The 20,000-nt window shown below is 70.8% G+C and carries 20 protein-coding genes; 9 read left to right on the top strand and 11 right to left on the bottom strand.

Annotation, left to right across the window (positions count from 1 at the left end):
- Positions 1 to 11: 11 nt before the first annotated feature.
- Positions 12 to 791: a fumarylacetoacetate hydrolase family protein gene (locus K4B79_RS30475; protein WP_232030383.1), complete on the bottom strand. Its 780-nt coding sequence runs from the start codon at positions 789 to 791 to the stop codon at positions 12 to 14.
- Between the two features lie 183 nt (positions 792 to 974).
- On the opposite strand from K4B79_RS30475, the gene K4B79_RS30470 reads away from it, so the two are divergent.
- Positions 975 to 2,006, top strand: a complete 1,032-nt coding sequence (locus tag K4B79_RS30470; RefSeq protein ID WP_232030381.1) for a LacI family DNA-binding transcriptional regulator — start codon at positions 975 to 977, stop codon at positions 2,004 to 2,006.
- Positions 2,007 to 2,333: 327 nt separating this feature from the next.
- Positions 2,334 to 2,864, top strand: a complete 531-nt coding sequence (locus tag K4B79_RS30465; protein ID WP_232030380.1) for an RICIN domain-containing protein — start codon at positions 2,334 to 2,336, stop codon at positions 2,862 to 2,864.
- Between the two features lie 121 nt (positions 2,865 to 2,985).
- Here the strand turns inward: K4B79_RS30465 and K4B79_RS30460 are convergent, their stop codons facing one another.
- Positions 2,986 to 3,579, bottom strand: coding sequence for an NADPH-dependent FMN reductase (locus K4B79_RS30460; protein ID WP_232030378.1), 594 nt, complete (start codon positions 3,577 to 3,579; stop codon positions 2,986 to 2,988).
- Positions 3,580 to 4,056: 477 nt separating this feature from the next.
- On the opposite strand from K4B79_RS30460, the gene eno reads away from it, so the two are divergent.
- The 6 genes from eno (at position 4,057) to K4B79_RS30430 (ending at position 10,103) form a co-directional block, all read left to right on the top strand.
- A complete protein-coding gene (gene eno, locus K4B79_RS30455) occupies positions 4,057 to 5,367 on the top strand; it encodes a phosphopyruvate hydratase (RefSeq protein WP_232030376.1) in 1,311 nt (436 codons plus the stop codon).
- A gap of 60 nt (positions 5,368 to 5,427) precedes the next feature.
- Entirely contained in the window at positions 5,428 to 6,432 is a 1,005-nt protein-coding gene (locus tag K4B79_RS30450) for a VOC family protein (RefSeq protein WP_232030375.1), read from the top strand.
- A gap of 38 nt (positions 6,433 to 6,470) precedes the next feature.
- A complete protein-coding gene (locus K4B79_RS30445) occupies positions 6,471 to 7,034 on the top strand; it encodes a carboxymuconolactone decarboxylase family protein (protein ID WP_232030374.1) in 564 nt (187 codons plus the stop codon).
- A gap of 48 nt (positions 7,035 to 7,082) precedes the next feature.
- The gene (locus K4B79_RS30440) at positions 7,083 to 8,183 is read left to right on the top strand and encodes an alcohol dehydrogenase catalytic domain-containing protein (protein ID WP_232030373.1); all 1,101 of its coding nucleotides are present in this window, start codon (positions 7,083 to 7,085) and stop codon (positions 8,181 to 8,183) included.
- Between the two features lie 99 nt (positions 8,184 to 8,282).
- The gene (locus tag K4B79_RS30435; protein ID WP_232030371.1) at positions 8,283 to 9,221 is read left to right on the top strand and encodes a LysR substrate-binding domain-containing protein; all 939 of its coding nucleotides are present in this window, start codon (positions 8,283 to 8,285) and stop codon (positions 9,219 to 9,221) included.
- A 15-nt stretch (positions 9,222 to 9,236) separates the two neighbouring features.
- A complete protein-coding gene (locus K4B79_RS30430; protein ID WP_232030369.1) occupies positions 9,237 to 10,103 on the top strand; it encodes a 3-hydroxybutyryl-CoA dehydrogenase in 867 nt (288 codons plus the stop codon).
- A gap of 94 nt (positions 10,104 to 10,197) precedes the next feature.
- Here the strand turns inward: K4B79_RS30430 and K4B79_RS30425 are convergent, their stop codons facing one another.
- From K4B79_RS30425 to K4B79_RS30410, 4 genes are all read right to left on the bottom strand, one after another.
- The gene (locus tag K4B79_RS30425; protein WP_232030367.1) at positions 10,198 to 11,178 is read right to left on the bottom strand and encodes an electron transfer flavoprotein subunit alpha/FixB family protein; all 981 of its coding nucleotides are present in this window, start codon (positions 11,176 to 11,178) and stop codon (positions 10,198 to 10,200) included.
- 53 nt (positions 11,179 to 11,231) lie between these two features.
- Positions 11,232 to 12,014, bottom strand: coding sequence for an electron transfer flavoprotein subunit beta/FixA family protein (locus K4B79_RS30420; RefSeq protein WP_232030365.1), 783 nt, complete (start codon positions 12,012 to 12,014; stop codon positions 11,232 to 11,234).
- A 25-nt stretch (positions 12,015 to 12,039) separates the two neighbouring features.
- Complete coding sequence (locus K4B79_RS30415; RefSeq protein ID WP_232030363.1) at positions 12,040 to 13,215, bottom strand: acyl-CoA dehydrogenase family protein; 1,176 nt, start codon at positions 13,213 to 13,215, stop codon at positions 12,040 to 12,042.
- Between the two features lie 82 nt (positions 13,216 to 13,297).
- Positions 13,298 to 14,524 carry a CaiB/BaiF CoA transferase family protein gene (locus K4B79_RS30410; RefSeq protein WP_232030361.1) on the bottom strand — a complete coding sequence of 409 codons (1,227 nt, stop codon included), beginning with the start codon at positions 14,522 to 14,524 and terminating at the stop codon, positions 13,298 to 13,300.
- Between the two features lie 178 nt (positions 14,525 to 14,702).
- On the opposite strand from K4B79_RS30410, the gene K4B79_RS30405 reads away from it, so the two are divergent.
- The gene (locus tag K4B79_RS30405; RefSeq protein ID WP_232030360.1) at positions 14,703 to 15,860 is read left to right on the top strand and encodes a N(5)-(carboxyethyl)ornithine synthase; all 1,158 of its coding nucleotides are present in this window, start codon (positions 14,703 to 14,705) and stop codon (positions 15,858 to 15,860) included.
- 70 nt (positions 15,861 to 15,930) lie between these two features.
- On the opposite strand, the gene K4B79_RS30400 is transcribed toward K4B79_RS30405, so the two are convergent.
- The 5 genes from K4B79_RS30400 to K4B79_RS30380 all read right to left on the bottom strand — a co-directional run bounded on the left by K4B79_RS30400 (position 15,931) and on the right by K4B79_RS30380 (position 19,974).
- Positions 15,931 to 16,596 (bottom strand): dihydrofolate reductase family protein, encoded by a 666-nt coding sequence (locus K4B79_RS30400; protein WP_232030359.1) that lies wholly within the window; start codon positions 16,594 to 16,596, stop codon positions 15,931 to 15,933.
- Entirely contained in the window at positions 16,596 to 17,147 is a 552-nt protein-coding gene (locus K4B79_RS30395) for an SRPBCC family protein (protein WP_232030358.1), read from the bottom strand. Before K4B79_RS30395 ends, K4B79_RS30400 begins: the two co-directional genes overlap by 1 nt.
- Positions 17,131 to 17,493 (bottom strand): ArsR/SmtB family transcription factor, encoded by a 363-nt coding sequence (locus K4B79_RS30390; protein WP_232030357.1) that lies wholly within the window; start codon positions 17,491 to 17,493, stop codon positions 17,131 to 17,133. The genes K4B79_RS30395 and K4B79_RS30390 overlap by 17 nt, the downstream gene beginning before the upstream one ends.
- A 124-nt stretch (positions 17,494 to 17,617) precedes the next feature.
- A complete protein-coding gene (locus K4B79_RS30385) occupies positions 17,618 to 18,898 on the bottom strand; it encodes a patatin-like phospholipase family protein (RefSeq protein ID WP_232030356.1) in 1,281 nt (426 codons plus the stop codon).
- On the bottom strand, positions 18,895 to 19,974 hold the full coding sequence (locus tag K4B79_RS30380; protein ID WP_232030355.1) for a ComEC/Rec2 family competence protein: 1,080 nt from the start codon (positions 19,972 to 19,974) through the stop codon (positions 18,895 to 18,897). The genes K4B79_RS30385 and K4B79_RS30380 overlap by 4 nt, the downstream gene beginning before the upstream one ends.
- Positions 19,975 to 20,000 lie beyond the last annotated feature (26 nt).

Here is a 20,000-nt window from a genome sequence, read left to right as displayed (position 1 = left end):
GGTGACCAGGGTCAACGAGCCTCGGCCAGCACCGGGTTGCGCAGGACCCCGATGCCCTCGATCTCGACCTCGACCTCGTCCCCGGGGCGGATCGGGCCGACACCGGAGGGCGTGCCGGTCATGATCACGTCGCCGGGCAGCAGTGTCAGGTGGCGGCTGAGGTAGCCGACGAGGTCGGGCACCGACAGCAGCAGGTCGGCCGTGCTCGCCGACTGCACGACGGTGCCGTTGACGCGGGTGGTCAGGGCGAGGTCCGAGGGGTCGAGACCGGTCGCGACGACGGGCCCGAGAGGGGCGAAGGTGTCCTGGCCCTTGCCGATCAGCAACGTCCCGAACGCGCTTTCCCTGCGCTGGACGACGCGGTCGCTGACGTCATTGCCACAGGTAAGGCCGAGGATGTACTCATGCGCCTCGGCGGGCTTCACATGGCGGGCCTCCTTTCCGATGACGACGACCAACTCGCCCTCGAAATGGATGAGTTCACCATCCGCCGGATAGACGATGGCATCCCCCGGCCCCACCACCGCCGTGCTCGGTTTCATGAAGCACACGGGAATTTCCGGGATTTCACGGTCGGTCTCGCCGACGTGTGAGGCGTAGTTGTAGGCGAACCCGAAGATCCGGGGGCGTTCGACGGGCGACAGAATGCGGACGTCACCGACGTCGTCGATCCGTCCCGTGGGGGACAGCCCGGTAAAGGGATCACCTTCGCATCTGACGATCCTGGCGTCATCGGATTCGAGTTCTCCGTAGTGACGCACGCCGTCGACGGCATACCTGACGATCCGCACGGAAACCTCCGCAACTAGGCAGCCGCGGGCGGCTGCACGGCTCCTCCAGCAATGCTAACGTTAGCACGCAGCTGCCGTCAGACCTGCTTCCCCGCCTTGTCGACCACGGAGCGCGACGAGAGTGCTAACGTTGGCATACGGAAAGTGACGGCACGCGACCAGTCAGTCGAGGGGACCCCTTACGTGATCACGACCAGGGACATCGCCGACCGCCTCGGAGTCTCCGTGTCGACGGTGGGACGGGCACTCGCCGACGATCCGCGCATCAGCGAGGAGACCAAGTTCCGGGTCCGGCAGGCCGCGTCCGAGATGGGGTACGTCGGCAACCGCGCGGCACGGATGATGCGCGGGGCGTCCAGCAACGTGGTCGCGCTGGTGATCCCGGACATCCGCAACAGCTTCTACTCGACCATCGCGCACGAACTGTCCAAGAACATGGAGGCCGAGGGCTTCCAGCTGATGCTCTCGGAGACCGACGACGACCGCACGGCCGAACTGCGCCACCTGCGGGAGCTGTCCGCGAACCGCGTCGCGGGCATCATCATCGTGCCGACGGCGCGCCCGCACGGTGAGTCGGTCAAGCTCCTGCGCGCCGTACCGCACCTGCAGCTGCTGCGCCGGCACCCGTCGCTGGGCTCCCAGTGGTTCGGCGTGGACGACCACGAGGCGTTGCGGCGGGCCACGGCCCACCTGGTGGCCCAGGGCCACACCCGCGTCGCCTACCTCGGCGGCCCCGAGGAGCTGCCCACGGGCGCGGAGCGACTGCGGGGCTTCCGCGACGCGCTTCGGGAGGGCGGCCTGCCGGACGACGCCGGCCGCGCCGAGCTGGGACCGCCGTCGTCGGTCGACCACGGCCGCGAGACGGTACGCCGGCTGCTGACGTCGAAGGACGCGCCCACCGCCCTCGTGCTGGGCTCGATCCAGCTCACCCTGGGCGTGCTGGAGGAGCTGTCCCGGCAGGGGGTGAAGGTGCCCGGGGAACTGTCGGTGGTCGGCTTCGGCGACGAGCCCGGTTTCTCCTGGTGGGGCCCCGGCCTCACCACGATCGGCCTGCCCATCCAGGAGATGGCCACGGGCTGCGCGTTGTGGCTGATGCGTCGCCTGAAGACCAAGCCGAGCCACGACGGCCCTTACACGTCGGTCTCTCCCGGATCGCTGATCCTGCGCGGCAGCACGGCACCTCCCGACGGAAGGGCCGCGCCCAGGTCCTCCTGAGCCTCAGGGAGGCGTGCGAACCGTCGGCCGTGGTCGCGGTTTCGTAGCCACCGCGGCCCCAAGCCGACCCAGTGGGTGCCCAAAGCCCTCTATCGGCAAGGAAGTTGATGGTAGAGGGCTCGCCGCCCGCCGAGCGTCACAGCCATCCGCACTTCGGCATGGCTGTCCGAGTGTCGCGGATCGATTGCTGTGACCCGCGCATCCACGGGCCGGGTGCCCACACTGACCAGAAACACGGCGTGCCCGCTCTCCGGCGCGGGAGTAGCGTCCGCCTCGTCCGGACACGTCCTGCACCATTTCGCCCAGCGACCCGCAGGGGGTGGGAGCATGCCCGACATCTTCGCGAGCGGCGGAGCCGGCAGTCCCGTGATGTTCGTCCACGAGATCACCGGCACGTATCTGGAGACCGACAACTACAACGACAACGTCGGCGAGGCCGTGCAGACCTGGAACCACGACCCGGTGATGACGCAGAAGGGCTGGCTCGGACATCTGTGGCACATCGAGCCGACCGGGGAGTCGGAGGTCTGCCTGCTCCAGAGCTACGAGAACGGCCGGTGTCTGACGGCAGGCGCCACCGCGAAGGACTACCCGCGGCTCCAGCAGCCCGACGGCAGCCGCAAGCAGCAGTGGATCGTGCGCAAGGTGCACGGCAGCGAGCAGCACGCCCACGACGCGGACTGCTACGCCCTCATCCCGCGCCAGTATCCCGACTACGCGCTCGGCCCGCAGAGCAACTACGTGTCGAACAACGTCTACGTCGTCCCCACGCCCATGTGGGGCGGCCCGCCGTCGCTGTCGCAGTACTGGAAGGCCGTCCTCAAGGGAGAGGGCCAGCAGACCACTGACATCTCCTGAGCCTGCGTCTTAGCCGACCCGGCGGGGCCCGTGGGCCTCTCGTCCGCGCACCGCGAAGACGCCAGGAGCGATGCGCTCCGGGCGTCCCTGTACTCGTCCTCGTGCTCGCTTCGCCGTCGTGTCAGTACGTCCCGCCGCGCAGTCGGCGCATCACGGTGGCCGTCCGCACGAGTTCGTCGAGCATCTGCTCAGCGGCCGCGTCATGTATCTTCCCGGCCCGGAAAGCGCCGTCCTCGACCTGTTCGCCGACGAACGGGATGCTCACGGTCGGGCCGATCGGCAGCATCCGCAGGTTGGCCACGATCTGCTTGCCCATCTGCACCGCCCGGGTGCCCGCCGAGACTCCCCCGTAGCTGATGAACGCGGCCGGCTTGTGCTGCCACTCCACGACGAGGTAGTCCCACGCGTTCTTCAGCGGGGCCGGGAAACCGCCGTTGTACTCCGGGGTGACGAACACGAACGCGTCCGACGCCTCGACGATCCGGCTCCAGGCGCGGGTGTGGCTCTTCGTGTACTGCCGCAGCGCCGGAGGGTGCGGCTCGTCGTAGAAGGGGAGTCCGAGTTCGTGCAGGTCGACCAGGTGTGACGCGAACCGGTCGTACTCCGCGACCCGGGCGGTGAACCAGTCCGCCACGGACCTGCCCACACGCCCGGGGCGTGTGCTGGCCACCACGGTGGTGAGGGTCAGGGGTGCCACAGGGGGCTCGGATGTCATGTCAGGGCTCGCTTTCCGGTCGGCCGCGATAGGGCCCGGCGAACCCACGCTGCCTGTGCTGTCCGTCCGTCCAGGAAGCGCGGGCCCGCCGGAGTTCTTGCCGGAGCGCCAAGGGAGGAGTGAACGGGTTGTGCGAACGATAGCACGCACACCGACGACCGATCGGAAGAGCACGGTGAGCGAGGTGGCCCTGAGAGTGGATCACCCCCTACCTCTTGACACAACCACCGACAGTTTGCACGATTGCGCTATCGTTAGCACAGCATGAGCCGCAACGGAGAGCACCTCGCCTCCGCTTCCTTTTCCCTCACCCCGGGGCGCCGCCCCGTTTCCGGCGCCGCCCCGCGGGACCCCGATCGAGCCCGTCGAGCGGCGAGGACGTGCCCCCTCCCCGACTGCGCGAGGGGGACATCGCTTGCCCCTACGAGGGCATCGCCCGGCGCCCCGATCGACCGTCCTCCGAAAGGTTGCACCGCCATGACAGACGCGCGGATCGCCAAGCTCCACGGCCGCAGGGTGTGGGACTCACGCGGGCGACCGACTGTGGAGGTCGAAGCGCACCTCGCGGACGGTTCGACCGGCAGGGCCATCGCACCGGCCGGGGCCTCGACGGGCCAGGGCGAGGCGCTCGACCTGCGCGACGGCGGTCAGCGCTTCGGCGGACTGGACGTCCTGCGCGCCGTCGGCTCGGTGAACGGCGAGATCGCGCCCGCCCTCCTGAACCGCGACGCGACCGACCAGGAGGCCGTCGACCGGCTCCTGGTCGACCTCGACGGCACGCCCGACCGCAGCCGTCTCGGCGGCAACGCGATCGTGGCCACGTCCATGGCCGTGCTGCATGCCGGTGCCGCGTCGGTGGGCGTACCGCTGTGGCAGCACCTGGCCCAGGGGCGACCGGTACGCATCCCGTTGCCGGAGATCCAGATCTTCGGCGGTGGCGCCCACGCGGACCGGCGCGTCGACGTCCAGGACTTCATGGTGGTCTGCCCCGCCGCGCGGAGCTTCTCCGAGGCCCTGGACTGGACGGCGGAGATCTACCGGGCGGCCGGCAGTCTGATGCGCGAGGCCGGAAAGGCCCAGGGCGTGGCGGACGAGGGCGGCTTCTGGCCCGCGTTCGACTCCAACGAGGAGGCCCTGGAGACGCTGACCCGGGCGATCGGGACCGCGGGCTTCACGCCCTCGACCCAGGTCGGCATCTCCCTGGACGTCGCGGCCTCCCAGTTCGGCAGCGGCGGGCGGTACACGCTGGCCCTGGACGACCGCACCCTGGACACGGGGGCGTTGATCGACATGCTGGGCGACTGGATCGAGCAGTATCCGATCCTGTCCGTCGAGGACCCGGTGGGCGAGGACGACACCGACGGCATGGTGGAGTTCACCCGGCGCCACGGCCACCGCTGCCAGGTGATCGGCGACGACTACCTGGTCACGAACGCCAAGCGGGTGGAGGCCGCGGCCGCCGGCGGGGCGGCGAACGCCGTCCTCGTGAAACCGAACCAGGCCGGCACCGTCACCGAGGCGCACCAGGCCCTGCGCGCCGGGAAGGACGCGGGCTTCGGCACGATCGTCTCGGCCCGCTCCGGGGAGACGGAGGACGTCACCATCGCCCATCTGAGCGTCGGCTGGGACGCCGGTCAGCTGAAGGTCGGCTCGTTCACCCGCTCCGAGCGCATGGCCAAGTGGAACGAGGTGCTGCGCATCGAGGAGTCCCTCGGCGCGTCCGCGGAATTCAGCGGCTGGTCCGCTTTCACATTCGGTGGTTCCGGACCATCCACGACCAATCCGTAAAAACGCACCGAAGTATTACAGTCATCGAAATCCAGAGCCGACCGGAGCACGGAGCCCAGCATGCTGCCACCCGTCAATCTGCGCCCGAGTTTCAACATCACCCGCTCCAGCCATGTGCGTCTGACCGTCGCCGACCTCGCCGAGAGCCGGAACTTCTACACGCGGGCCCTCGGGCTCGTCGTCAGCGACGAGGACGAGCGCACCTGCCATCTGCGCGGCCTCGCCGAGGCCTGCCACCACAGCCTCGTGCTGGAACTCGACCAGGAGGGCGCGGGCGCCTGCCGCAGGATCGGCTTCCGCGTCTTCCTCGACGAGGACCTCGACATCGCCTACGCCTGGTTCCGCGAGCGGGGACTGCCCGCCGAGTGGGTCGACCTGCCCCACCAGGGCCGCACCCTGCACGTCAGCGACCCGGTCGGTACGCCGCTGGAACTCTGCGCGCACATGGAGACCCGGCCGAGGCTGCACATCGACTTCGAGCACCACAAGGGCGCCCACGCGCAGCGGCTGGACCACTTCCAGACCTTCGCGCCGAACACGTACGAGCTGACGGCGTTCTACGGCGAACTCGGCTTCCGCAACTCCGAGTACCTGGCGCACGGCGACAAGCTGCTGAGCGCGTTCATGTACCGCAAGGGCACCTGTCTGGACCTCGCGATCGTGGAGAACGCCGGTCCCGCGCTGCACCACTTCGCCTACACCGTCTCCGAGAGCCACGACATCTTCACGGCCTGCGACTGGGCGGGGATCCTCGGCTACGGGGAGGGCGTCGAGCGGGGCCCCGGACGCCACGGTCCGGGCGGGATGCTGTTCACCTACCTCCGCGATCCCGACGGCCACCGGGTGGAGGTCTTCAACAGCCACTACCAGACCATCGACACCGAGGTGGAGCCGGTGCGCTGGGACGCGGGATCGCTGAGCACGAACGTCCGCTGGGGGCTTCCGGCGCTGGAGAAGTGGTACTTCGAGGCGTCGCCCTTCGTGGGAGTGAAGCGGATCCCGGCGGTCGAGGCGCCCAAGCCGATGACGCTGGAGCGGTACCTGCTCGAACAGTCCGCCCACTGATCCCGCCCACCGCCCCCTTCCGTCCCCGAGGAGACGACATGACACGAGTCCCGTATCTGCGCCGCGAGGACGCGGACGAGTCGCTCAAGCCGCTGTACGACCGGCTGGAGAGCGAACGCAAGGTGCCCACGGCGAACATATTCCTCGCCCTCACCCACGCGCCCGCCCAGCTGGACGCCTTCCTGACCTACGCCAACGCGCTGCGCGGCGCCGGCCTCAGCCCGGAACTGCGTGAGCTGGCCATTCTGACCGTGGGACACGCGACCCGGTCCGCCTACGAGGTCGCGCACCACCAGTCGCACGGGCTCAAGGCCGGGCTCAGCGAGGAACAGCTCGCGGCGGTGGCCGACTTCGAGTCGTCCGACCTGTTCGACCCCACGCAGAAGGCGGTCATGCGCCTCGCCGAGGAGTCCACGCTCCGGGTCGACGTCTCGGAGGAGACGTGGCGAGCCGCCGCCGCGCACCTGACGGACCGACAGATGGTCGAACTGTCGTTGTCCATCGCCTGGTACAACTCCGGCGTCCGCATCATGGGGCTGCTGGACATCGACCTTGAGGACAACTACCCGAATCCGTTCCCGAATTCTTTCCCGAATCCGTAGCTCTCGGCACCGTACCGCCCATCAATCCGGAGTATTTCAATGGCGAAAATGCTCGCTGCACGACTGCACGCGCTCGGTGAGCCGATGTCCGTGGACTCGGTCGACGTGCCCACCCCCAGGCCGACCGACGTACTGGTGCGGGTCAAGGCATGCGGAATCGTGCCGAACATGGCGAACGTGATCAACAACTGGCCCACCTGGTACCCGCACCAGCCGCTGCCCCAGCTCCCCGCGATCTTCGGTCTGGATCCCGCGGGCGTGGTCGAGGCGGTCGGCGAGGCGGTGCTCAACACCAGGCCCGGCGACCGGGTCTACGTGAGTCCGCTGCGGTCCTGCGGCAGCTGCCAGGTGTGCCGCGGCGGCGAGCTCAGCCGGTGCCGCTACTTCACGCTGAACGGATACTTCAGCACGTCCCGCGACGGCCAGCGGATCTTCGACCTCTATCCCTACGGCGGCTTCGCGCAGTACATGACCGCGCCGCAGCACGCGATCGTCAACCTCCCCGACACCATGACGTTCGAGCAGGCCGGCAAGCTCGGCTACATCGGCACCTCCTACCGGGCCCTCAAGTACGCCCAGGCCGGCCCCGGCCAGGTGGCGCTGATCGACGGGATCACCGGCACCCTCGGTGTCGCCTCCACCCTCCTCGCACTGGCCTCCGGTGTCGCCAGGGTCCTCGGAACGGGGCGCAACGAGGAACTCCTCAAGCGGGTCAAGGAACTCGCCCCGGACCGGATCGAGGTCATGCGGCTGGGCGAGCGCTCCTCCGGCGCGTGGGCGAAGTCCCGCACCGGCGGCGAGGGGGCGGACTTCGTCATCAGCGCCCTGGGCGCCCAGGCGCCCGCGGAGACGATGCTCGACTCCATGCAGGGCGTCCGGCGTGGCGGCCGGGTGGTCAACGTCGGTGGCGTGGCCGACCGGCTGCCCCTGGACGTGAAGTGGCTCATGGACGAGCAGGTCCAGCTGATCGGCTCCAACTGGTTCTCCACCGCCCAGGGGCAGGAGGTCGCCGACATGGTGGCCACCGGGGCCCTGGACCTGTCGTACCTGATCACCAAGCCCTTCCCGCTGTCCGAGGTCAACGAGGCGATCTCGGGACGCGCCACCGACCTCGACGGCGGGTTCAGCAACTACGTCGTGATCCCCTGAACCGCGGATCCCCCTACGCGGATCCCTCCTACTCACCCCGCGGCGGCCCTGTTCTGCCCTGACGCCGCCGCGGGGTGTTCCGGCACGACGGAGGAGCCGATGGAACTGCGCTGGCTGGAATCGTTCGTCGTCGTCGCGGAGGAACTGCACTTCGCGCGGGCCTCGGACCGACTGCATCTCGCCCCGTCGGCGCTCAGCGCCCAGATCAGAGCGCTGGAGTCCCATCTGGGCGTACGTCTGATCGACCGGGGACGACGTACCCGGCCGGCGCTGACCAGCGCCGGCCGGCTGTTCCTCGACGAAGCGCGGCTGACCCTCGCGCAGGCCGCGCGGGCCGAGGCGGTGGGTCGGCGTGCCGGTCGCGGGGAGCTGGGGCACGCCCAGATCGCCTACGTCGCCTCCGCGGCGTTCTCCGGGGTGCTGACCGACGTCCTCAATCGCTGCACCGCCTCCGGCACCGAACTGACCGTGCAGGTCCGCGAGTTGGAGACCCCCGCCCAGCTGGAGGCGCTGGCCTGCGGGGACGTCGACGTCGGCTTCCTGCGCTGGCGTCCGGAGTACCCGCCCGAGGTCACGGCCACCTGCCTGCTCACCGAGCAGGTCGTCCTGGCCCTGCCGGCCGCCGCGCCGCTGGCGGCGTACGAGGCGGTGCCGGCGGCGGCGCTGCGGGAGGAGTGTTTCGTGGCCCCGCACTTCGACGAGGAGTACGGCTGCCGCGACCAGATCCTGGAAGTGGCCGAGCACGGGGGCTTCAGCCCGCGCTGCGCTCCCCCGGTGCGGGACTTCGTCGCCGCGCTGACGCTGGTGGGCGGTGGTCTCGCGGTGGCCCTGGTGCCGGACTCGCTGCGCCGCGTGCACATCCCCGGCGTGGCCTACCGGCCGCTGGCCGATGTATCGCTGACCACCCGGCTGGTCGGCGCCTACCGCAGGGGCGAGACCTCGCCCGCGGTCCGGGCGGTGATCCGTCGGCTCCGGGAGGCAGCCGCCGCGCCGGCCGACGCCCTGAACCCACACCCCCACCGCGTCCACGAAGAGTAGAGCGGAGAGCACCACATGACATCGATCAAGCACGTGGGCATCGTCGGAGCCGGCCAGATGGGCCGTGGCATCGCCGAGGTCTGCGCCCGGGCAGGAGTGCACGTCGCGCTGTGCGACGTGACCGAGGAACGGGCCCGTGCCGGTCTGGCCGGTATCGCGGACTCCCTGCTCAAGGCGGAGAAGCGGGGCGCCCTGACATCTGAGGACCGAGCCCAGGCACTGACCAGGGTGTCGGTCGGCGACGATCTGTCCCGCCTGTCCGGGGCGGACCTGGTCATCGAGGCCGCCGTCGAGGACGAGCGGGCCAAGACAGCGCTGTTCCGGCGGCTGGGCGAGGTGGTCACGGACCCGGCCGCCGTCCTGGCCAGCAACACCTCCTCTATCCCCATCGCCAGACTGGCGTCTGCGGCCGGCCGGCCGCAGACGGTGATCGGGCTGCACTTCTTCAACCCGGTCCCCGTCATGCCGCTGGTCGAGGTCATCCCCGCGCTGCACACCTCCAAGGCCACGGAGCTGCGGGTGCGCGCCTTCGTGGGCGAGGCGCTGGGCAAGAAGACGATCGTCACCCAGGACCGCGCGGGGTTCGTGGTGAACTCCCTGCTGGTTCCCTACCTGTTGGCGGCGGTGCGCATGGTGAGCTCCGGTACGGCGACGGCGGAGGACATCGACACGGGGATGACCGCCGGCTGCGCCCACCCCATGGGCCCGCTGCGCCTGGCCGACCTCATCGGGCTGGACACGGTGGCGGCGATAGGCGAGGCCCTGTACGAGGAGTACCGGGAGCCGCTGTACGCCCCTCCCCCGTTGCTGCGCCGCATGGTCGAGTCGGGCCTGCTGGGCCGTAAGTCCGGGCAGGGTTTCTTCAGTTACCGGGCCGCCTGACCCATGGACCGAGCCCCCGGGCGGCGGGTGCCGCCCGGGGGCTCTCGTGTTCGGTGGGGCGGGGCCTCGATCCGTGCCGGGACCCCGGACCGCGTCAGCCGGTGGAGCGGCGGGCGGCCACTTCCCGGGTGAGCCGCGGAGCGACCGCGAACAGGTCGCCGACCACGCCGTAGTCGGCCAGGTCCAGGACGGGGGCCTCCGGGTCCTTGTTGACGGCGACGATCGTCCTGGAGGTCTGCATTCCGGCGAGGTGCTGGATGGCCCCGGAGATGCCCAGGGCGATGTACAGCTGGGGGGAGACGGACTTTCCGGTCTGTCCCACCTGGTAGCGGTGGGGGTAGTAGCCGGCGTCGACGGCGGCGCGCGAGGCGCCCACCGCGCCGCCCAGGGCGTCGGCCAGTTCCTCCACCACCTTGAAGCCGTCGGCTCCTCCGACACCGCGTCCTCCCGAGACGACGACGGCCGCCTCGGTGAGCTCGGGACGGTCCCCCGCGACGGCGGCGCGCCGCGCGGTGACGCGGGCGGAGGCCGCGGGATCGACCGGCGGCAGGGTGAGCTGCAGCTCCGCCGCCTCCACGGGGTGCTCCTCCGGCTCGAAGGAACCCGGCCGCAGGGCGATCACCGGGATGCCGTGGGTGACCTGTGAGCGCACGGTGCAGGACCCTCCGAAGACGATCTGGGTGGCCACCCCGGACGGGTCCAGGTCGACCGCGTCGATCAGCAGCCCGGCGTCCAGCCGCGCGGCGAGCCGCCCGGCCACCTCGGTGCCGGCCGTCGTCGCGGAGACCAGAACGGCGGCGGGTGAAGCCGCTTCGGCCGCGAGGTCCAGGACCGCGCGTTCCAGGGCGTCGACGGCGGGCGTACCGAGGAACTCGTCCGCTTCGGTGGATTCGGCCGCGTAGACCCGCCTCGCGCCGTGGCGGGCGAGGGCGTCCCTGAGGCGGGCGGCGGTGCCGGGGGTGCCCACGACGACGGCGGCCGGGTCACCCAACCGCCTTGCGGCGCGGAGGAGTTCGTACGTGGACTTGTGGACACGCTCCCCGTCGTGGTCGACGAGGACGAGGACATCGGGCATGAGGGCCTGCTTCTTGGTCGGGGCGGTTCGGACACGGCAACGGAAGGGTCGGCTCAGACGAGTTTTTGGGCGATCAGGTACTCGGCGAGCCGCCGGCCGGCCGAGCCGTCGTCCGTGACACGGATTCCGGCGGCCCGGGCCGGACGCGGCACGGCCTCCACCACCCGGGTGCGGGTCACGAGGTGGCCGGCGGTGTCCGCGTCGGGGAACAGGTCGTCGAGACCGACCGTCCGCACGGGCTTCTTCTTGGCCGCCATGATCCCCTTGAAGGAGGGATAGCGCGGCTCGTTGATCTTCTCGGTGACGCTGACCAGCGCGGGCAGCGGTGCGTCCAACGTCGTTTCGCCGCTCTCGGTCTCGCGCTCCACCCGCACCCGCCCCGCGTCGACGGTCAGCTCCCGCGCGTGCGTCAGCGGCGGCAGGCGCAGCAGATCGGCCACGGCGGCCGGGACCGCGCCCGCCTGGCCGTCGGTCGTCGCGTCGCCCGCGAGGACGAGGTCGACATCGTCCACCGTCCGCACGGCGGCCGCCAGCACCCGCGCGGTGGTCACCACGTCGGCGCCCCGGAGCCTGTCGTCGCTGATGTGGATGCCCCGGTCGGCGCCCATCGCCAGCACCTTGCGGACGGCGTCGAGCGCGGAGTCGGGACCCATGGACACGACGGTGACGTCGGCGCCGACCGTCTCCTTGAGGGTCAGGGCCTCCTCGGCGGCCCGCTCGTTGATCTCGTCCAGGACGGGGTCGGCACTCTCGCGATCGAGAGTGTGATCGGCCTCGGACAGGGTGCGTTCCGCGCCGGTGTCCGGGACCTGCTTGACCAGTACGACGATGTTCACGTTCGTCTTCCTTCGGCCGGGCCGGTCAGCGGAACGCCGGATAGCCGGTGAGCGCCTGTCCGACGACCAGCGTGTGCATCTCGCCGGTGCCTTCGTATGTGAGCACCGATTCCAGGTTGTTGGCGTGGCGCAGCGGTGAGTACTCCAGGGAGATGCCGTTGGCGCCGAGGATGGTGCGGCACTCGCGGGCGATCGCGATGGCCTCCCGCACGTTGTTGAGCTTGCCGACGCTGATCTGCTCGGGCCGGATACGGTCCTGGTCCTTCAGCCGGCCGAGATGCAGGGCGAGCAGCGCGGCGCCGCCCAGGGACACGCTCATGTCGGCGAGCTTCTTCTGCGTGAGCTGGAAGGCACTGATCGGCTTGTCGAACTGCACGCGGGAGTCGGCGTAGTCGAGGGCCGCCTGGATGCTGTCGCGGGCCGCGCCGACCGCGCCGAACAGGATGCCGAAGCGGGCCTCGTTCAGGCAGGACAGCGGTCCGCGCAGGCCCTGGGCGAGCGGCAGCCGCGCCGCGTCGGGCAGCCGTACGTCGTCGAAGTACAGCTCCGAGGTGACGGACGCGCGCAGGGACATCTTCTGCTTGATGTCCTGGGTGGTGAAGCCGGGCGTTCCGCGCGGTACGAGGAAGCCGCGGACGCCGTCCTCGGTCTGCGCCCACACGGTGGCCACGTCCGCGATACCGCCGTTGGTGATCCACATCTTGGAGCCGTTCAGGATCCAGTCGCCGCCGTCGCGCACGGCCCGGGTGCGCATCCCGGAGGGGTTGCTGCCGAAATCGGGCTCGGTCAGGCCGAAGCAGCCGATCGCCTCACCGGCGGCCAGCCGGGGCAGCCACTGAAGCTTCTGCTCCTCCGATCCCCACTTCCAGATGGAGAACATCGACAGCGAGCCCTGCACGGAGACGAAGCTGCGCAGGCCCGAGTCGGCGGCCTCCAGCTCCATGCAGGCCAGTCCGTAGCTGACGGCGTTGGTGCCGGCGCAGCCGTACCCGTCCAGGTGCATGCCCAGGACGCCCAACTTGCCCAGTTCCGGGGCGAGTTCGCGGGCGAAGTGGGCGGTCTCGAACCACTCGCCGATGTGCGGGCGCACCCGGTCGGTGAGGAACCTGGCGACGGTGGCCTGTATTTCCCGCTCCTCCTCGGACAGGACGGAGGCGATGTCGAGCAGGTCGAGGGGGTCCTTCAGCGGCGTGCCGCTCATGGTGCGCTCCTTGCAGGGCAGGGGTGATGGGGCGTGCGTGGGTGGGACATGGCTGCGCGGTCGGCCGAGGGGCGGCCGGGCGTCACGCAGAGGGGTCGGGGGCCAGTCCGTGGAGGATCTCCTCGGTGTGCCGGCCCAGTCGCGGCGGAGGCAGCAGGTACCGCGCGGGGGTCGCGCTGAGCGCGATGGGATGCGCGACCTGCCGGGAGGGCCCGAGGCGGTCTCCGTCGGCGGCCTCGGCGGGGATCTCCACGATGCCCGGCAGGCCGAGCCGTCGCGCGAAGACGAACGCCTCGTCCAGGCCGTTGACCGGGCCGGCCGGGACTCCGGCGGCCAGCAGGACGGCCGACCAGTGGTCCGCGCCGCCCGAGCCGAGCAACCGGGCGAGGATCTCCCGCAGTTCGGTGCGGTGCGCGACCCGGTCGGTGTTGGTGCGGAAGCGGTCGTCGGCGGCGAGTCCGGGCTCCCCGAGGACCTCGGCGAGCACCGCGAACTGCTTGTCGTTGCCCACCGCGAGGGCGATCGGGCGGTCGGCGGTCGGGAAGGTCTCGTAGGGGGCGATGCTCGGGTGCGCGTTGCCCAGGCGGCCGGGGACGACACCGGCGACGGCGAACGCCGACGCCTGGTTGACCATGGCCGACAGCAGGGAGCCTAGGAGGTTCACCTCCACGAGTTGCCCCTGCCCGGTGGCGTCCCGGTGCCGCAGCGCCGCGAGGATGCCGAGCGAGGCGTGCAGCCCGGTGATCACGTCGACCAGGGCCACGCCGGCCTTCACCGGTTCCCCGTCCGCGGTGCCGGTCACGCTCATCAGGCCGCCGACGGCCTGCACGAGCAGGTCGTATCCGGGGATCGCGGCGCCCGCACCGCTGCCGAAGCCGCTGATCGAGCAGTAGACCAGCCGCGGGTGCCGCGCGCGGAGTTCCTGGTGGCCGAGGCCCAGCCGTTCCATGGTGCCGGGCCGGAAGTTCTCCACCACGACGTCGGCCTCGGCGACCAGGGCTCGTGCCTGTTCCCGTCCAACCTCTGTGCTCAGGTCCAGGGTGAGCGACCTCTTGTTCCGGTTGACGCTCAGGAAGTAGGTCGACGTGCCGTCGTGATCCGCCGGAGGGTGCCAGGCCCGGGTGTCGTCCCCGGTGCCCGGCCGCTCCACCTTGACCACGTCGGCGCCGAGGTCGGCGAGGAGCATGGTGGCGTAGGGACCCGCCAGGACCCGCGAGAAGTCGGCGATGCGGAGCCCCCGCAGCGCGCCCCGCTCCGCTCCGCCGGGTGAGCCGGACCAGCCGTCCGGCGCGTCCTCCTGGGTGCTCACGCGAACTCCTCCCTGGTCGTGCTGCCCTGCGGCGGCTCCGCCCGGGGCGGAAACCGATGTCTCCTCACCCTGACCCTGCGACGCACCGAGCGTCAACGACGAGTTGACGCATGTTTGTGCGCGGAAAACGAATGGGGCACCGGAAGTGTGCTAGACAGGTAGTAATCAAAGGGGTATTTTGCAGCAGCTCAAGCTCGGAATCATGTCGCAGACCCGCAAAGAGAACGAGCACCGTCTGCCGATCCATCCAGCGCACTTCGAGCGCATCGACGACGACCTTCAGGCCGGCATTTATCTGCAGACCGGTTATGGCGAGCACTTCGGTGTACCGGACAGTCAGCTCGCGCCGTTGGTCGCCGGTTTCCGCTCACGCGAGGAGCTGATCGCGGAGTGTGACGTCATCCTGCTGGCCAAGCCCTTGCACGAGGACCTGACGGAACTGCGCGACGGTCAGGTGCTGTGGGGGTGGCCGCACTGTGTGCAGGACGAGAAGGTCACGCAGGCCGCCATCGACCGCAGGCTCACGCTGATCGCCTTCGAGGCGATGAACCACTGGACCCGGGAGGGCGGCTTCAGCCTGCACGTCTTCCACAAGAACAACGAACTGGCCGGCTATTCGTCGGTGCTGCACGCCATGCAGCTGACCGGCGCGACCGGTGACTACGGCCGTCGGCGGCGAGCGGCGGTGATCGGCTTCGGCGCCACCGCCCGCGGCGCGGTGACCGCGCTCAGCGCGCTGGGCGTCCACGACGTGGATGTGCTGACCGCCCGCGGCACCACCGCCGTCAGCTCACCGATCCACTCGGCGCGGATCGTCCACTTCGACCACGACGCGGCCGACGACACCCCCGACCCGCGGCGCAGCGTCGCGCTCACCGAGGACGGCCCGGAGCCGCTGGCCGAGTTCCTCGCCGGGCACGACATCATCGTCAACTGCGTGCTCCAGGACACCGCGGCGCCGCTGATGTTCCTGATAGAGGAGGACCTGCCGAAGCTCGCGCCCGGCACCCTCGTCATCGACGTCTCCTGCGACGAGGGCATGGGGTTCGCCTGGGCCCGGCCCACCACCTTCACCGAGCCGATGTTCACCGTCGGCGACCACGTCCACTACTACGCCGTGGACCACAGCCCCTCCTACCTGTGGGACGCGGCCACCTGGGAGAACAGCGAGGCGCTGATCCCGTTCCTGCGACCGGTCCTCGAAGGGCCGGCCGGCTGGGACGGTGACCGCACGATTCGCCGAGCGATCGAGATCCGCGACGGCGCCATCCAGAATCCCGCGGTCCTGGCATTCCAACACCGCGCCGAGCAGTACCCGCACGCGTCGCTGCGCTGAATCAGCCCTTCCCGGGCGCCGAAGTCCGCCTCCCGCAGGTCGCGCGCCACCTCGTCGGCGTGAGCGCGGGCTAGCGTTTCGCGACGGTGTAGGTCAGGTGGGTCACCCGGGACGAGGCGTCCGCGCGGGTCTGGTCCAGCGTGAGACGGTCGGGGTCCACGCGGTCGAACAGGCGGATGCCGGTGCCGAACAGCACGGGCGCGAGGGTGAGGGAGAACTCGTCGATCAGGCCGCCGTCCAGGTACTGCTGGATCGTCTCGGCGCCGCCGGCGATGCGCACGTCGCGGTCGCCGGCGGCCTCGCGGGCCTGGAGCAGCGCGCTCTCGATGCCGTCGTCGACGAAGTGGAAGGTGGTGCCGCCCGGCCGCTCCCACGGGTCACGCCGGGTGTGGGTGACGACGAACACCGGGGTGTGGAACGGCGCTTCCTCCGGCCAGGCCGGTTCACCGCCGTCGAACATGCGCTTGCCCATGACGCTCGCGCCGGTGCGCTCGTACGTCGCCCGCGCGATGTCGTTGTCGAGTCCTTCCTCGCCGCCCTCGCCGAGCTTGAGGTTCTCCCGGAACCACCGCTGCGGGAACAACCACGCCTGCAGCTCCGACCACTTCGCCATCCAGCGCCGGACCCTCGGGTCGTCCCGGCCTTCGGGCGAGAAGACGTACCCGACGGGCACGGCGTCGGGCGCCATGAATCCGTCCAGGGACATCGTCACGCTGAAGAACACCTTCCCGGCCATCAGCTCTCGGCCCCCTCGGGAGGCGTCTCGTCCCGGGTGGGTTCGCTTCCCGTGAGTCCGCTCCGGGTGAGTTCGGCGACGTAGGCCGCCAGGTTGCGCAGCGTCTGCTCGCCGCCCTCGATCGCGTGGTACTTCTCCACCGCCTCGTCGCGGAGTGCCTTGGTGGGGAACACCGTGCGCATCACGATCCGGGTCCGCTCGCCGGCCGGTTCAAAGGTCAGGACCGACTCGAAGGCGTTCGGGTCGTCGCGGGACTCGCCGTGCAGCAGCGCGATCCGCTCCGGCGGGACGATCTCCCGCCAGGTGATCCACTCCTGGTAGTCGGTCCCGTCCGGTCCGTGCATCACGAAGTCCCAGGTCCCGCCGACGCGGAACTCGAAGGACCGCGTGCTGGTGGTGAAGCCCTCCGGTCCCCACCACCGCGACAGATGCCGGACTCGCGTGAACGCCTCGAACACCAGAGCCTGCGGGGCGCCGATCTCCCGGGAGATCACGACCTCGCGGTCCGCGATCGCGTGCGCGCCCTCGCCGCCACTACTGGTCGTCGTCATCGTGTGGTCCCTCCTGCCGTTCCTGCTTCAGTTCCTGCACGTACGCGTCCAGGCGGTCGAAGCTCTCGCTCCAGAAGCGCTCGAAGCCGCCCACCCACTCGTGGATCGGCCGCAGCCCGCGGGCGTCCAGGCCGTACAGCCGCTGCTTGCCCGCCCCGCGGACCCGCACCAGCCCGACCTCCCGGAGCACCCGCAGGTGCTTGGACGCCTGCGGCTGGGTCATCCCCAGGTCCCGCGCCAGATCGGTCACCGGACGTTCGCCGCCCCGCAGCAGCGTCAGGATCTCCCGCCGCTGCGGTTCGGCGATCGCGTTGAACGCGTCCGAGGTCGTTGCCGCTCGCGCCATGGCAACATCATATGCCTATATTGGCATGCGTCAACGCGGACGCCGGGGATGCCGGAGAGCGGGGCGCCATCGGCCCGCGGGCACCGCCGCCTCCCGCGGGCCGGTACCGGAGGCCGGCTGCCGGTCACCGTCGCGGCGGCCGCAGTTCCGTCAGGTCGTGCGGCAGCAGATCCGGGTGGTGCGCGGCCAGGGCCGCGCCGCCGAGCCACCAGCCGCGGTACACCAGGGCGCGGCACAGACCGGGGTCGAGGCGGTCGAAGACCGTCGGGACGAGGGCCAGGTGCCGGCCCTCGAAGGTGCGGTGTTCCGGGAAGGCCGCGTGCCAGCGGCGCAGGGCGTCCGGGCCGTCGGCCGGGAAGTCGGTGGAGAGCTGGACGAGGACTCCCCTGCGGGCACCGCGCGGCAGTTCGCCGTCCGGGCCCGCGTCCCTCGCGTGCTCGAAGCGTTCGACGACGGCCCGGGTCCGCAGGGCGGTGCTCTGCCGGTACAGCAGGGAGTTCGCCCGGGCCAGGTCGCGGACGACCGGGACGCGCCCGTACACACCGGGGCTCAGCAGTCCGCCGGCGTTGAGGGCGCACAGGAAGGTGTGGCGGTACCGATCGCCGTCGATCGCCTCCAGGCCGGTGTTGTCGTACGTACCGCCGTCGAGCAGCGCGGGCGGATGGGTGGCGCACGGGAACGGGGTCCGGTCCAGGACGACGGGCGGGAAGGCGCCGGGCACCGCCGCGGAGGCCGACACGGCCCGGCTCAGCCGCAGTCCCGTTCCGGCTGTGCGGGCCAGGCCGATGGTGTAGTCGCCGTAGACGTCGCGTTCGAAGGTGAGGCGGGCGCCGGTGGTCAGATTGGCCGTGTTGACGATCCAGCGCACCTGCGGGTCCAGTCGTTCCAGTTCGGCCCTCTCGAAGAACCACTCGTCCAGACGCCTGGCCAGCAGATCCGTGCGGGTGGTGGGGCCGAGGGTGCGCCACAGGCCGCGGACGAGGGCGCGTTTGAGGGAGCGGGAGGCAAGGCGGTCCACGAGCGGTGCGATGACGATCGCGTCGACGGCCTGCGCGGTGAAGCCCTCCTGCCGCAGTTCCGGCCAGGCGGCGGCCAGACAGCCGTTGGCGATCGAGCCTCCGGACACGGAGGAGGAGTACCGCACCCGGGGCAGCAGCCCGGTGTCGGCCAGCAGCCGGACGAAGCCCAGTCCGGCGAGAGTGGCGCGGAATCCTCCGCCGGACAGGGCGAGCGCGACCGGGTGGGCCGTGGCGGGTGGTTCGGCCGGGCGGAGGGCGTCACCGCAGGGTCGGGCGGTGAGACCGGTGCCGACGGCGGGCGAGTCCACGGCCCACCCCGGTCCGGCGGCCGGCACGGTGTCCGCCGGGGGCGCGGCAGGGGCGGGGGCGTGCCGGGAGGAGGTCATGGCCGGTCTCCGATCGTGATGACGAGCGCCTGCTCGGCGGGCTCGCGGACATCGACGTCGAAGGCGCGGCCCTGGCGCAGTCCCGTCAGCGTCTCCTCGGCGAACGGGATGTGGTTGGTCAGGTGGACGACGTACTCCTCGTCCGGTGCCCGGGACTCGACGAGCCAGCGCAGGGTGTCCTCGTTCGGATGGTGGTGGCGGACGCCGTCGGCGGATATGACGTAGTGGTCGGCCCGCACCTGCTCGAAGAACCCGGCTTCCACGTTGCGGTCGCTGCCGTGGTGCGGCAGCTTGAGCAGGTCGACGTGGGGCGGTTCCGCGTCGGCGAGCAGGTCCAACTCGCGCAGCCCGGCCAGGACGTGGTCGCCGCGGGCGTCACCGGTGAGCAGCGCGGTGCGGCCCTCGTGGCGCAGCAGCAGGACGATGCTGGAGAGGTTCTGCACCGAGTCGTCGGCGTACGCCGCGGTGATGACCTCGGGGTCGCCGCGCTGTTTCGCCTTGCGCCAGCATTCCTCCAGTTCGGCCAGCGCCGCCTCGTCGGGTGCGACGACGGTGACGTCCAGGTTGCCGAGGGTGGCCTCGGCGCCTTCGGTGAGCGGGCCGCCGAACGGGGCGTTGCCGTCCAGGTGCAGCGCGGCGGCCGCGTTGCGGATGTCGCGGCCCTGGTGGTAGCTGGCCCCGACCGCAGCGTCGGCGGCGGCGCTTTCGAGGAGCGGCCGGACGGAGGCGCTCAGTCCGGGGGCCCGCTGGTCGACCAGTTCTTCCACGGAGTTGAACCACAGGGTGTCCACCGCGTACGGCAGTGCCTCCCCGTCCTGCTGGGCCTGCCGCATGTCGCGGAAGAGCCGTACGAGCCCGTCGGCGTGGTCGTCGTCGACATGGGACAGGCATACGGCGTCGAGGTGCGGCGATTCGTCGCCGTCCGGCCCTCCGAGCTGCCGCAGTCGGCCCTGGAGCGTCGCCCGGTAGACGCCGCCGGGACCGCCGTCCACGAGCATGACGCGCTCGTCGGGCGTGCCCCAGCGGACGAGGAAGCAGTCACCGTGCCGGGCGTCGAGGAAATCGAAGGTGAACATGTCGCCCCTGCCTCACTGGTGGTGTC

Origin of the sequence: Streptomyces lincolnensis, from assembly GCF_021173675.1 — a bacterium.
Lineage (GTDB): Bacteria > Actinomycetota > Actinomycetes > Streptomycetales > Streptomycetaceae > Streptomyces > Streptomyces lincolnensis_B.
This window is presented reverse-complemented; position numbering and strand designations above follow the sequence as displayed.